Source organism: Nocardia sp. IBHARD005 (assembly GCF_052814245.1).
The window spans coordinates 1,573,430-1,586,423 of record NZ_CP199935.1 but is presented as its reverse complement, the minus strand read 5'-3'; the positions used below and the strand labels follow the sequence as shown (position 1 = coordinate 1,586,423).

Below are 12,994 nucleotides of genomic sequence, written 5' to 3'. Positions count from 1 at the left end.
GATAACTCCTGCCCTGTGGATAACTCACCGCTCAGCAGACCTCGCACCCGGGATCCGGCCTGCCCGAATAGATACCGTGCGCTCATGGCCGATTCGACGTATTCAAGTACCCATGGATCTCGCACAACGATTCCGCGACTTCGCACTCCGCGAGGCGCGCGACAATTCCGCGCTCTATCACCGGCGAGCACTGGATATCAGCACCGACCCGGTGGTGCTGGCGCTGATCGCCCAATTGCCCACGGACAAGCAGCAACCCAACCTGATCCTGGCTGCCGCGCGAGTGAACGGTGCGATCGCGGTTCCCTACAGCGAGTTCAGCGAACAGCTGCGGGAGAACTGGCCGGCGATCTCGGCCACGGCACTGACCCGGCGGACCCAGACGAACGAGGCGGGCCGGGCGGCGACCTTACTGCCGGTGCTGGCCCGGCTACCCGGACCGCTGTCACTCGTCGAGGTGGGTGCCTCGGCCGGATTGTGCCTGTACCCGGACCGTTTCAGCTATCGGTACGACGCAGCCGCGCTGGATCCGCCCGACGGTCCGTCGCCGGTTGTGTTGACCTGCACGACAACCGGTCCGGTGCCGATCCCAGACCAACTCCCCCGAGTCGTCCATCGAGCGGGAGTGGATCTGAATCCGCTCGATGCCGGCGACAAGGACGACCAGCAGTGGCTGTCTGCCCTCGTCTGGCCGGGTCAGGACGAGCGGCTGGCTCGGCTGCGCGCGGCCTGTTCGATCGCCGCCGCGGATCCGCCGACCATCGTGGCCGGCGACCTGAACGAGCAGATCACCGAGTTGGTGCACGCGGCACCGCACGACAGCACGGTAGTGGTTTTCCACAGCGCCGTGCTCAGCTATCTCTCGCCGCGGGCGCGGGCGGACTTCCGGGCAATGGTGCGGGAGCTGCCCTGCCACTGGGTTTCGCAGGAGGGCCCCGGGGTGCTCGCATCGCTCGTCGACCGGTTGCCGGCGCGCGAGTCGGCGGCGGCTCAGCTGGTGCTCGCTCTCGACGACGAGCCGTTGGCTTTCGCCGGGCCGCACGGCCAGTCGCTGGACTGGTTCGGCCCGGCGTAGCGACCTCAGATTCGGCGCATCACCGACACGACACGGCCGAGGACGACTGCTTCGTCGCCGTCGATCACGGAGTAGGCGGGGTTGCGCGGTTCGAGTTGGACGTGACCGTTGCGGCGGCGGTACACCTTGACCGTGGCTTCCTCACCGATCATGGCGGCGACGATATCGCCGGAGTTGGCTTCGCGCTGACTGCGGACCACGACGAGGTCGCCGTCGCAGATCGCGGCGTCGATCATCGAGTCACCGCGCACCCGCAGGCCGAAAACCTCACCGCGGCCGACCAGTTCACGCGGCAGGGTCATGACGTCGTCGGGGTTGTGCTCGGCCAGGATCGGGGTACCCGCGGCGATGTCGCCGACGACGGGCACCGACACCGAGGCGTCGGAATCGGCGGCGGGTCCGCCGCGCAGGAACAGGCGCACGTCGATGGGACGGGCCATGGTGGCGGCGCGGCGCAGGAAACCGTCCTCCTCCAACGCCTTCAGGTGTTGGGAGACCGTGGATGTGGAGCGCAAACCCACCGCGTCGGCAATCTCCCGAGTGCTCGGTGCGTAGCCGTGGGCGAGCACCGAATCCCTGATCACGGCGAGGATGTGTTGCCTGCGAGGAGGCAGGTTCGCGGCGTCGAGGTGGTCGAAGTCGTCGTATCCGGTCATCGGGGAATCGTAGATCCACACCCGATCACCACTTCAGTGCAGGTTCCTCGCGAAACAGTTCGACAGCGGCAGGACGTGATAGGGCGCGAACAGCGGAATCCGGTGGTAGCCACTGCGCTCGTAGAACCGCACGGCGTCGGGCTGCAGATGCCCGGTTTGCAGGATGATCCGCGGCCGACCGGCCGCGCGGACGGATGCTTCGGCCGCTTGCAGCAGCGCGGTCGCGGTTCCGGTGCCGCGGTAGGCGGGGCGGACGAACATCCGCTTGAGTTCGAGGTCACCGGCGTTCCAGCGCAGTGCGGCGTGCCCGACAGGCTCCGCACCCGCATACGCGACGAACGTCTGGTGCACGGTCGCGCTGTCGACCGAGATCGGCGAGGGACCGCGCCGGGTGAGCTCGAGGTGCGCGTAGCGGGGACCGACCTCCGCCGACATCTCCGCGCGCAGCATCTCGGCATCCGGGTCTTCCCAGCCGACCACGAGGACCCGCGGCGAAAGATCAGTCTTGGGGGAAGTGTTGCCAACCATGACAACCACGGTAGGCCGCGGATCATCGCCACCGGACGGGTTGGCCTCAGCGAGATTCTGAACCGGCACCGCTCAGACACATCCGCCCGGCAACACCGCGACGGCGAGTGCGCCGACACCGAGGTGCACGCCGAGTGCGGGACCGAACTCGGCAACGTACAGTTCCCGGACCTCGGGCAGCTGCTCACGCAGTTGCGCCGCGATGTTTTCGGCGGCCTCGGGCGCACCGAGGTGCTGAATGCCCAGGGCCGCACCGTCGGAGGCGGCCGCGTCTACCGCGGCGGCTACCAGCTTGGCGTAGGCGCGCGATCTGGTTCGCACCTTCTCGCGCATTTCGAGCTTGCCCTCCACCAGCTGCAGCAGTGGCTTCGTCACCAGTTCGCTGCCGAAGAACGCGGCGGCACTGCTCAGCCTGCCGCCCTTGCGGAGTTGCTCGGTACGGTTGACCAGGATGAACGTGCGAGAACGGGTCGCGGCCGCCACCGCGCACTCGTAGACCTCGTCCAGCGCCTCACCGGCCACCGCCCTGCGCGCGGCGGCCAGTACCGGCAGACCGGTGGCCAGACCGGCACCGAGCGAATCGACAACGCGCACACAATCTTCGGCACCCATGTCGCGCACCGCCTGGCGACCCGATTCCCAGGTCGCCGACAACCGGCGCGACAGGTGCACCGCGACAACCCCGTCACCATCGCTGTGGCTCAACGCGCGTTCGTAGGCTTCACGCAGTTCGCCGGGCGAAGCGGCCGAGGTGGTGACCGAGTCCGCCGTGTAGTCGATCTCGATCGGGTCGACACCCTCCCGGATCTCGCGCTCACCGACGAGCACATGCAACGGCACCACTTCGATACCGAGCTCGGCGACGAGATCGGCGGACAACCCCGCCGCCGAATCGGTGACCACCACAACGGCCACGGACTACCGGACCTCCTGCAGCGCCTTGGTCATCGCCGTCGCCACTGCCGCGTGCCCAGCCCAGCCCCAGTGGATGCCATCCGGGTTCGCGGACCCCGACTCGATGTCGTCACGCACGGCCTCCCCGAGGTCGACGAGCGGCACCGAGGTGCGACCGGACCACGCCTGCAAGGCCTTGACCGCCCGTGCCCGGCCCCGGTGCACCCGCCCGTAGGCGTCGCACTTGTGCACCGACGGCAGCACCGCCACGACGGGCAGCTCCGGACGCAGATGGTTCAGCGCGGTACGCGACTGCTCCAGGTAGTCGACGCTCACCTTCGGCGGAAGGGCAACCGGGCGACCGAGTTTCGACAGCTTCGGCTGCAACCAGTTGTAAGAGGCTCGCACGCCACGGCGCAACCGCGGCGGACGGATGTAGCGGATCATCTCCCGCAGCGCGGTGGGCAGCGGGGACGGCAGGGTGTCCATGCCGCCGACCGCGAACACGACCGCCCCGGCGCGCGGCACCGCGGCCCACACCCGAGGATCACCGATCAGCGCCCAGTACGCATCGCGACAGGTCCAGCCGATCCGCGCGATCAGCTCGACATCCCAATCCAGCTCCGCGGCGACCATATTCGGCCAGATCCGCGGATCGTCGGCAGGCAGCCCACCCTTGGGACCGTAATAGGCGAGCGAGTCGGCGATCACCAGCAGCACAGGGCGCGGTGCGGCGGACTCGACTGGCCGGGGCGATCCGGATTCCTGGATGAGCAAAGACCCGGCAGTTGCCTCGGCCACCGATTCACCTTGCGGTGCACCAGAGTTCGTGGACGCTTCGACGAGATTCGTGTCTGTGGCCGACGACGTCAGCAGGCTGTCCACGGAGTCGAGGTCACCGTCCAGGCGTGCAGCGGGGGGATCGGCCGGCGCCTCGGCAGGGCTGATTCCGTCGGCGGCAGCCTCTACCACAACCGAAGGAGCTTCGGAATCGTCGGCCGAGGTAGTGACATCGGCGTCGGACAGAACCGGATCAGTTGCTTCCGGTCGGAGTGTTTGCGACACAGCCGGATCGAGCGGTCCGTCGGTATCGGCCACTTCCGCCGAATCCTGGACGGGTACGTCGCCGACGGGAGCCGAGGCATCGGCCGCGGCGATATCCGCATCAGGCTGGTCGGTATCCCCTTGCACAACAACGGAGTTCACGTCGCCGAGCTCAGCTTTCGAACCATCACCCGAGACGACCTCGGCCGATGCTGTGACATCGGAAGCCTCGTTATCAGCCTCCTGCACGGAACTCGAAGCGCTGTCGGCCACATCGAGTTCACCCTCGGCATCGTCACCGATCGAGGTCACCACGCTGTCGGGGCCGACGCTGCCGTCGGAGGAATCATCGACGGCTGGCGATTCGGAATCCGCTGTCCCCGAGCCGGACTCGACGGCGTCTGCCGCCGAGTCGACCGGCTCGGGTTCAGCGACGGCCGGCGGGGGGAGCGGGCCGAACAGGGCATCGGGCAGCGATCGTTCGCTACGCGCGGTGACCTGCTTGAAGAGTTCGTCCGGTACCGAACGGATCGGCTCCTCGCGCTCTGCGCGAGCGGGTGGCGGACCGAAAAGCGCGTCCGGCAATTGCCGGCCGGCTTTGGCCGTCACCTGCTGGAACATCTCATCAGGTACCGATCGGACAGGCTCTTCATTGGACATCGGGAGCTACCTTCGCCGCTGCGTTCCAAACATCGAGGCGCCAGCCGGGTCGGTCGATATCCGGGCCGTGACTGGAAAGCTGCACCCAGCTGGTATTGGCCAGCCCGCCGAGGGCAGGCCAGTTCTCCGGTGGCAGTTCCAGCAACGCGGCCGTCAGAGCAGCGATCAGCCCGCCGTGCGCAACCAGGATGATAGTCCGACCGGGCCAATCCTGCCGCTCGTTGTACAGTTCGCGCACCACAGGCAGCGCCCGCGCACCGACCTCGAGCTTGCTCTCGCCACCGGGCGGTGTGTAGGTGGCGTCGAGACGCCACTGCACCCGCGCGCCGGGGTAGTCGGCGTCGACTTCGAGGTGGGTCAGGCCTTCCCAGTCACCCAGGTTGGTCTCGCGCAGCCGCCGATCGGTGATGACAGACAGATCGGTGATGTCACCGAGCGCCTGCGCGGTTTCCTTGGCCCGACGCAGATCGGAGGCGTGGATCGCGATGGAGTTGCGTGAACCCAGTTCGCGCGCAGCCTCTTTGGCCTGCTGGCGACCGAGTTCGGTGAGATCGGTGTCGATCTGGCCCTGCATCCGGTCGGCCGCGTTCCATTCGGTCTGCCCGTGCCGCAACAGGATCAGGTTGCGCACATGGGCGTACTTGCTCACTCGTTGATTCCCTCTACCTGCGCGTCGTCGTCCGCGGCCGGAGTCGGGAGTGCGGCGATGCCCTCGACGGGAACCGCCGGGCAGTCACGCCACAGGCGCTCGAGTGCGTAGAAGTTACGCTCGTCGTTGTGCTGGACGTGCACGACGATGTCGACGTAGTCGAGCAGCGCCCAGCGACCCTCACGGGTGCCTTCGCGACGGACCGGCTTGTGGCCGGCTTCGCGCAGCTTGTCCTCGATGTTGTCGACGATCGCGTTGACCTGGCGCTCGTTGGGCGCCGACGCGATGACGAAGCAGTCGGTGATCACCAGCTGCTCGGAGACGTCGAGCACGACGACATCGGTGGCGAGCTTGTCGTCGGCCGCGAGTGCGGCGACCGTGGCCATCTCGATTGCTTCGGTGGAGGCACTCATACGGTCTCCTCCTGGGGGGTCAGACCCTCGCTCATGTGGCTCAACGTCAGCTACCTTCCGTTCCTGCGGGCACATAGAGGTGCCGCTTCGATATGTACTGCACCACGCCGTCGGGGACGAGGTACCAGACCGGCCGACCAACCGCGGCGCGGCGGCGGCATTCGCTCGACGAGATGGCCAGCGCGGGGATCTCGACCATCGTCACGGCGTCGGCGGGAAGGTCCCGCAGATGCTCCTCGAGATGATCGGTGTTCAGTTCGTAACCCGGTCGGCTCACCCCGACGAACTTCGCCAGTTCGAACAGTTCGGTCCAATCCTGCCATGTCAGGATGTTGGCCAGCGCGTCCGCACCGGTGATGAAGTACAGCTCGGCGTCTGGGTGTGTGTTTTGCATCTCGCGCAGGGTGTCCACCGTGTAGGTGACCTTGTTGCGTTCGATGTCGGCCCGGCTGACGGAGAACCTCGGGTTGGACGCGGTGGCGATGACGGTCATCAGGTAGCGATCCTCGGCGGGGCTGACCTGCTTGTTGACCTTCTGCCACGGCTGGCCGGTCGGCACGAAGATCACTTCGTCGAGCTCGAACCGGTTCGCGACCTCGCTCGCCGCGACCAGGTGGCCGTGGTGGATCGGGTCGAAGGTGCCGCCCATGACGCCGAGCTTGCGACGCGGCCGAGCTGTTTCGTGCATGAGGTCTGAGCTTAATCCGGCCGACCGGACCGGGGCGGACCGGACTACTCCGGGCCATCACGGCGCTCGCGAGATCCCGACGCCTGCGCGCACATCTGGGCGAACTGGGCGCGGGTGCGTTTCAGCTCTTCGACGAGGTGCGCGACCGGCTCGGCGGCGACCCGGCGATTCAGTTCGGTCAGCAACACATCGATCGTCACCCACCATGGTCCGCGCACCAGGCCCCTTGGTCCGCGCAGTTGCAGCCAGGCGGCGGCGCGCAGGCAGCGGGCCCTCGGCACGATCTTGTCCTGTTCGCCCCACAGCCCCGCAGCACGCAGGTAGCCGCCGAGCGCCTCGGACTCCTGCCCACAGCACTCACGCGCGACCGCGGCCGACCACACGAGGTCGGCATGGCGGCGGCGCTGCGCGGGCGAACCGGCGATCAGCCGCGCCGCCTCGGCGAACTGCCACGCGGCCTGGCGGTAGCGGCCGAGGTGGTTCAGCGATTCAGCGAACTGGGCGCGCACCAGCGCGAGCTCGGCGGGCGGGTAACCGACAGCCCCACTCAGCAGTGGGCGGTCGAATGCCATCACCGCCTCGGCATGTTTGCCTGCCCGATGCCAGGCGCGACCGGCGACCAGCCACAGGTGGACTGAGTCGGCCTGGGAGATCGGTTGCCAGCAGGCCGCTGCCGAGGCGGCGGCCTGAGCCACCTCACGGTCGCGACCCGGCTGGGCGGCGACGGCGGTGACCAGTTGGGTGCGCATCGCGGCGAGTTCGCGCCCGCACAGTTCACCGGCACCGACGACCAGCGCCCGGCGCAACTGCTCCTCGGCCGCGCCGGGCGCGTCGATCAGTCGCGCCGCGGCAATCCTGGCCAGTCGCCTGGCCGCCCGTGCCCCCGACCCCGGCGCGAGGTGCCGAGCCCCGACGCCGAGCGGACCCTCGGCCACGGCCGTGGACGACCGGGCAACGGAACCGTTCGCCGAACCCGCCGCGGAACCTGAGAAGACTTCTGCGGCCGCGCCCGACTCGGCGATGAGTCGATGCCCGCAAGCTCCCGCTGGGTCGGCCGAACCGGCGGGGACGATGGGTTCGACTCGGGGGCAACCATTGTCGTTCACGAACGGGTCGGTCACCGAGCGGACCACATCCGCGGACCGAGCGCACGGCCCGGCCGCTCTGTCCCTACGTCCGATATCCGTCGATCGGATCGCTCGTCGTCGCGCGACGCCCCTGCCAGCATGGGCGTGATCTTGGTAGTCGGGCCATGTGAGGCGCTTAACGTCGGCTGAAGTGGTCAGGCAGTGGGGCGCTTCGACTTCGGGAGTTTGGCGACGACCGCCTCGTAGGAAGCGTCGATCAATTCGCGCAGTTCGTCGTCGGGCACCGCGCCGCCGACGCGGATGCTGTTCCAGCCGTAGCGGCCGATATAGGCCGACGCGGTGACATCGTCGGGGTAGATGTTGACCAGTTCGTCGGCTCCGATGCGGTCACGCCCGCATTTGAGGCCGATCGACGTGCCGGCACCGAGGAACGCGAACACTTTGTCGCCGACCTTGGCGACGGTGTCGCCCTCCCACGGCTCGTCTTCCCAGGCGCCCGGTTTGGCCAGGCAGTAGGCCAAGACGTCAACACTCATCGTCAGCTCCTTCAGACGGGCAACAATCTGGAGACCACCTCGGTCAGCTGCCGAGCTGACCGGCATTCGTGCATCTCGATCACCGAACCGTAGTCGCGAGCCGCTGAATCGCCTGTCCCCCAGAGGTTTTTGGGTTCGGGATTGAGCCAGTGCGCGTGCCGGGCGGTGCCGACCAGTTCACGCAGGGTGTCCAGTTGCGGGTTGCGGTAGTTGGTGCGGCCGTCGCCGAGCACCAGCAGCGAGCTGCGGCTGGTGACGGCTTCGCCGAAGTTCTCGGCGAAGCTGGTCAGCGCGTAGCCGTAGTCGGAGTGCCCGTCGGCGTCGATGATGCGCGACTCGGTGAAGATCCGGGTCATCACATCGTCGAGGCCCGCGTAGGGTTCGAAGAACCCGGTGACCTCGTCGGTGCGGTCGACGAACGCGAAGATCCGTACCCGCGAGAACTGCTCACGCAGCGCGCTCACCAGCAACAGCGTGAAGTTGCTGAACCCGGACACCGAGCCGGAGATGTCGCACAGCAGCACCAGTTCCGGCCGGCCGGGGCGCGGTTTGCGGTTCACCAGGTCGATCGGCACCCCACCGGTCGACATCGACGCGCGCAGGGTCTTGCGCAGATCGATCTCGCCGCGCCGGGCTCGTTTGCGCCGCACCGCCAGCCTGGAGGCCAGGATCCGGGCCAATCGCTGGGTTCCGCGCCGCAGCTCGGTGAGCTCGCGCTCGGAGGCGCGCAGGAAGTCGGCGTCCTCGGCCTGACGGGCGACACCGTAGGTGGCGACGCGTTCGCGCCCGATCTGTTCGGCCACGCGCCGGTTGGTCTCGGCTTCCACGCTCGCCCGGAACCCTGCGATGCGTTCCCTGGCAATGCGGCGGGCGACCTCGGTATCGCGCTCGCTCGCGTCCGGCGGCAGGCCGAGGCCCGCGAGCACCTTGGCCAGCAAGGACTGGGGCGCAAGATCTTTGAGCGCCTGGTATGCGGAGAACGACGGTCCGCGCGCGGACTGGTACTGCCCGAGTTGCTCGACCACCTGCCCGGCCAGCAGTTGCTGTTGGGGGCCGCTGTCCTCAGCGGCGAGCAGTTCGGCGAGTTGCTCGCGCAGGGCGGCCAGGTCGATCTGCCCCTCGGGGGTGCGCGGCAGGTCCGGAGTCTCGGCGGTGCGATCACCCACGGCGACGGGGAACCACAGGTCGAAGAGTCCGTCGAAGGTGGCGCGATGGGTGGGCCTGCGCAGCAGCGCACAGGCCAGCCCCTCACGCACGGCCTCGCGATCGAGCAGATCCAGCACGGTCAATACCCGGCCGGCGTCGACGGTTTCCGACGGTCCGACCGGCACGCCACGGGCCCGGAGCGCACCGACGAAACCGGCGACGTGGCCACCGAATCCGTGCGGTGCCGGCGCGGTCATGATCAGGCCAGTTTCAGCTCGGCCAGCGCGCGCTGGTGATCGCTTCGATGCTTGAGCACCACGCCGAGCGTGGCACGCACCGTCGCGTCGTCGAGGTCGGCGGCGCCAAGGGCGAGCAGGGTGTTGCCCCAGTCGATCGTTTCGGCCACCGAGGGCAGCTTCTTGAGCTGCATCCCACGCAGCACGTGCACGACCCGCACCAGTTGCTCGGCCACGGTGCTCGGCAGCTCCGGTACGCGGCTGGCCAGGATGCGGCGCTCGAGGTCTTCGTCGGGGAAGTCCAGGTGCAGATACAGGCAGCGGCGCTTGAGCGCCTCCGACAGTTCCCTGGTGGCATTCGAGGTGAGCACCACGAATGGCTTGCGGGTGGCGGTGATGGTGCCCAGTTCGGGCACGGTCACCGCGAAATCGCTGAGCACTTCGAGCAGCAGGCCTTCGATCTCGACATCGGCCTTGTCGGTCTCATCGATCAGCAGCACCGTCGGCTCGGTGCGCCGGATGGCGGTGAGCAAGGGGCGCGAGAGCAGGAACTCCTCGGTGAAGACGTCGGCTTTGGTTTCAGCCCAATCGTTTTCACTCGACGCCTGGATCCGCAGGATCTGCTTGGCGTGGTTCCACTCGTAGAGCGCGCGCGCCTCGTCGACGCCCTCGTAGCACTGCAGGCGGACCAGTTCGGCGTCGGCGACCTGGGCCACCGCACGCGAGAGTTCGGTCTTGCCGACACCGGCCGGGCCCTCGATGAGCAGCGGTTTACCCAGCCGGTCGGCAAGGAAAACCGAAGTGGCCGTTGCCTTGTCGGCCAGGTAGCCGGTGGTGGCGAGCCGGTCGATGACATCGTCGACCGAGGTGAAGATCGGTTCCTGTACGAGAGTCACGATCACACCGGCCGAGTCTGGCCGTCGCCCCACACGATCCACTTCGTGGAGGTGAGTTCGGGCAGTGCCATCGGGCCGCGGGCATGCAGCTTCTGGGTGGAGATGCCGATCTCGGCGCCGAAGCCGAACTGCTCACCGTCGGTGAACGCGGTGGACGCGTTCACCATCACCGCGGCGGCGTCCACCCTGGCGGTGAACTCGCGGGCGGCGGCCAGGTCGGCGGTGACGATGGCCTCGGTGTGGCCGGTCCCCCAGGTGTTGATGTGTTCGACGGCGGCATCGAGGTCGTCAACGACCTTCAGCGCGATATCCATGGTGAGGTACTCCTCACCCCAGTCGGCATCGGTGGCCGGGACCTGGCCGGGCAGATCGCCGTGGATGGTGACGCCCGCGTCTTCGAGTGCCTTGCTCAGGCGGGGCAGCGCGGTCTCCGCGACGGCGGCGTCGATGAGGACGGTCTCGGCGGCATTGCAGACGCTGGGGCGGCGGGTCTTGGCATTGAGCACGATGGCTTCGGCCATGTCCAGGTCGGCGGCCGAGTGCACGTAAACATGGCAGTTGCCGGTACCGGTCTCGATGGTGGGCACCTGCGCGTCGCGGACGACGGCGTTGATCAGGCCCGCACCGCCACGCGGGATCACCACGTCGACCAGGCCGCGGGCCTGAATCAGGTGGGTGACGCTGGAGCGGTCGTTGCTCGGCAGCAGCTGCACGGCATCGGCCGGGACACCCTGCGCGACAAGGGCTTCGCGCAATACCTCGACCAGCGCGGCGTTGGAGTTCGCAGCCGAGGACGACCCACGCAGCAGCGCCGCGTTGCCCGACTTGAGGGCGAGACCGAAGGCGTCGACGGTGACATTGGGCCGTGCCTCGTAGACCATGCCGACCACGCCGAGCGGGACCCGGGTCTGACGGATCTCGAGGCCGTTGGGCAGGGTGGAGCCGCGCACAACGCCGCCGACCGGGTCGGGCAGCGTGGCGACCTGACGCAGGCCAGAGGCGATGCCGTCGATGCGGGCCTCGGTGAGCCGCAGCCGGTCGAGCAGGTTCTCCTCGGTACCGGCGGCTTGCGCGGTCGCGATGTCGGCGGCATTGGCCGCGAGCACGCGATCAGCGGCGGCGAGCAGGGCGTCGGCCGCCGCGTGCAGTGCATCGTTCTTCTGCGCCGTAGTCAGCTGAGCCAGCACACGGGACGCGACGCGAGCCCTGCGGGCGGCGTCGTGCACCGCTGCGCGGATGTCCAGCTCGGGGGTCACTTCTACCGTCATGGATATCAGCGTACGCAGTCCACCTCTCGCCCTCGACGCCACCCGGCACCCGGAATACGGCTCCGACCGGCGGCGGGACCGAGTTGTCCACAGGTTCGGCGACGCTGTCGACGCAGTTATCCCCAAGGACTCCGACGCAGGTCATCCGTACGGCGGGCACACCCACTGACCGTCGTCCCGACGAGCCACCGCACCCTCGACGGCAAGGGGACACCGCCGCCCGACCGCGCAACGGTGGCGCCCGCCGCCGCTAGATTCAGCGTTATGGATCGCATCGATTCGCCGACCGTCGTAGTACTGGGCAGCGTCAATATGGACCTGGTCACGACAGCCGCGCGCAGGCCCGCACCAGGCGAGACGGTGCTCGGGTCCGACTTCGCGACAGTCCCCGGCGGGAAGGGCGCGAATCAGGCGATCGCGGCGGCACGGTCCGGCGCGCGGGTGCGGTTTCTCGGCGCGATCGGCGATGACACGTTCGGAGCGGAACTCACGGCGACGCTGTTGGACGCGGGTGTCGATACCACCTTGCTACGCAGGGTCGATGGACCCAGCGGGATCGCCTCGATCGTCGTCGACGGCACCGGTGAGAACAGCATCATCGTGGTAGCGGGAGCCAACGGGCAGCTGACCGAGCTGACGGCCGCCGAACTCGCGGCGATCGCGGCTGCCGACATCCTGTTGTGCCAGTTGGAGATTCCGATCGACACAGTGCTCACCGCCGCCCGGCATGCTCGCGCGTCGGGCACTGTCGTCGCGCTGAATCCCTCACCGGTTCAGTCGTTGCCCACCGAACTGTGGACCGCCGTCGATCTAGCGATCGTGAATTCCCTGGAATCCGAACAGTATTCGGTCGAGTTGACACAGGTAGCGCACGTGGTGCGCACGCTCGGCGGCGCCGGGGCGGTGTATCGCGGCGAGGAGGAGACCGAGCTCACCGTCGCGGGACTCCCCGTCGAGGTGGTCGACACGACCGGCGCGGGCGACGCGTTCACCGGCGCACTGGTCGCCACCTGGAATCAGGGCGCGTCTACCGCACTGAACTGGGCGAATACCGCCGGCGCCCTGGCGACCACCCGCCTCGGCGCAAGCTCATCGATTCCATCGAGTGCACAGATCGCGGCGGCACTCACCACCAGCTGACCACCCACCACGGCGAAAATCAGGTGCGCCACCTCCGTCGCGCCCATACCGTTGGTCCTTCATCAAGGAAAGGACCG

General features: G+C 68.2%; 15 protein-coding genes. 3 read left to right on the top strand and 12 right to left on the bottom strand.

The genetic code is table 11. The features are described from left to right. Positions 1-112: 112 nt before the first annotated feature. Positions 113-1,075: a DUF2332 domain-containing protein gene (locus ACTWPB_RS07325; RefSeq protein ID WP_446224920.1), complete on the top strand. Its 963-nt coding sequence runs from the start codon at positions 113-115 to the stop codon at positions 1,073-1,075. Positions 1,076-1,080: 5 nt separating this feature from the next. Here the strand turns inward: ACTWPB_RS07325 and lexA are convergent, their stop codons facing one another. The 12 genes from lexA to ACTWPB_RS07265 all read right to left on the bottom strand — a co-directional run bounded on the left by lexA (position 1,081) and on the right by ACTWPB_RS07265 (position 11,777). Beyond that, positions 1,081-1,731, bottom strand: coding sequence for a transcriptional repressor LexA (gene lexA, locus ACTWPB_RS07320; protein WP_446224919.1), 651 nt, complete (start codon positions 1,729-1,731; stop codon positions 1,081-1,083). Positions 1,732-1,764: 33 nt separating this feature from the next. Next, positions 1,765-2,259, bottom strand: coding sequence for a GNAT family N-acetyltransferase (locus tag ACTWPB_RS07315; RefSeq protein WP_446224918.1), 495 nt, complete (start codon positions 2,257-2,259; stop codon positions 1,765-1,767). 72 nt (positions 2,260-2,331) lie between these two features. Next, positions 2,332-3,174 carry a DegV family protein gene (locus ACTWPB_RS07310; protein WP_446224917.1) on the bottom strand — a complete coding sequence of 281 codons (843 nt, stop codon included), beginning with the start codon at positions 3,172-3,174 and terminating at the stop codon, positions 2,332-2,334. A 3-nt stretch (positions 3,175-3,177) separates the two neighbouring features. Then, on the bottom strand, positions 3,178-4,857 hold the full coding sequence (octT, locus tag ACTWPB_RS07305; RefSeq protein ID WP_446224916.1) for a diglucosylglycerate octanoyltransferase: 1,680 nt from the start codon (positions 4,855-4,857) through the stop codon (positions 3,178-3,180). Further along, positions 4,847-5,506, bottom strand: a complete 660-nt coding sequence (locus tag ACTWPB_RS07300) for a histidine phosphatase family protein (protein WP_446224915.1) — start codon at positions 5,504-5,506, stop codon at positions 4,847-4,849. The genes octT and ACTWPB_RS07300 overlap by 11 nt, the downstream gene beginning before the upstream one ends. Continuing rightward, a complete protein-coding gene (gene rsfS, locus ACTWPB_RS07295) occupies positions 5,503-5,919 on the bottom strand; it encodes a ribosome silencing factor (protein ID WP_056821472.1) in 417 nt (138 codons plus the stop codon). Before rsfS ends, ACTWPB_RS07300 begins: the two co-directional genes overlap by 4 nt. 46 nt (positions 5,920-5,965) lie before the next feature. Then, the gene (gene nadD / locus ACTWPB_RS07290) at positions 5,966-6,607 is read right to left on the bottom strand and encodes a nicotinate-nucleotide adenylyltransferase (protein WP_194828710.1); all 642 of its coding nucleotides are present in this window, start codon (positions 6,605-6,607) and stop codon (positions 5,966-5,968) included. 44 nt (positions 6,608-6,651) lie between these two features. Next, positions 6,652-7,728 (bottom strand): hypothetical protein, encoded by a 1,077-nt coding sequence (locus ACTWPB_RS07285; protein WP_446224914.1) that lies wholly within the window; start codon positions 7,726-7,728, stop codon positions 6,652-6,654. A gap of 161 nt (positions 7,729-7,889) precedes the next feature. Next, positions 7,890-8,231 carry an MmcQ/YjbR family DNA-binding protein gene (locus ACTWPB_RS07280; RefSeq protein WP_446224913.1) on the bottom strand — a complete coding sequence of 114 codons (342 nt, stop codon included), beginning with the start codon at positions 8,229-8,231 and terminating at the stop codon, positions 7,890-7,892. Positions 8,232-8,242: 11 nt separating this feature from the next. Continuing rightward, positions 8,243-9,634 (bottom strand): vWA domain-containing protein, encoded by a 1,392-nt coding sequence (locus tag ACTWPB_RS07275; RefSeq protein ID WP_446224912.1) that lies wholly within the window; start codon positions 9,632-9,634, stop codon positions 8,243-8,245. A gap of 2 nt (positions 9,635-9,636) precedes the next feature. Then, positions 9,637-10,515, bottom strand: a complete 879-nt coding sequence (locus tag ACTWPB_RS07270) for an AAA family ATPase (protein WP_378922548.1) — start codon at positions 10,513-10,515, stop codon at positions 9,637-9,639. Further along, the gene (locus tag ACTWPB_RS07265; RefSeq protein WP_446224911.1) at positions 10,512-11,777 is read right to left on the bottom strand and encodes a glutamate-5-semialdehyde dehydrogenase; all 1,266 of its coding nucleotides are present in this window, start codon (positions 11,775-11,777) and stop codon (positions 10,512-10,514) included. Before ACTWPB_RS07265 ends, ACTWPB_RS07270 begins: the two co-directional genes overlap by 4 nt. Here ACTWPB_RS07265 and ACTWPB_RS07260 point away from each other — a divergent pair. Together ACTWPB_RS07260 and ACTWPB_RS07255 are read left to right on the top strand one after the other, a co-directional pair. Continuing rightward, a complete protein-coding gene (locus ACTWPB_RS07260; RefSeq protein WP_446224910.1) occupies positions 11,776-11,946 on the top strand; it encodes a hypothetical protein in 171 nt (56 codons plus the stop codon). The genes ACTWPB_RS07265 and ACTWPB_RS07260 overlap by 2 nt on opposite strands. Positions 11,947-12,050: 104 nt before the next feature. Continuing rightward, positions 12,051-12,917 carry a ribokinase gene (locus ACTWPB_RS07255; RefSeq protein ID WP_446226256.1) on the top strand — a complete coding sequence of 289 codons (867 nt, stop codon included), beginning with the start codon at positions 12,051-12,053 and terminating at the stop codon, positions 12,915-12,917. The last annotated feature ends 77 nt before the right edge of the window (positions 12,918-12,994 follow it).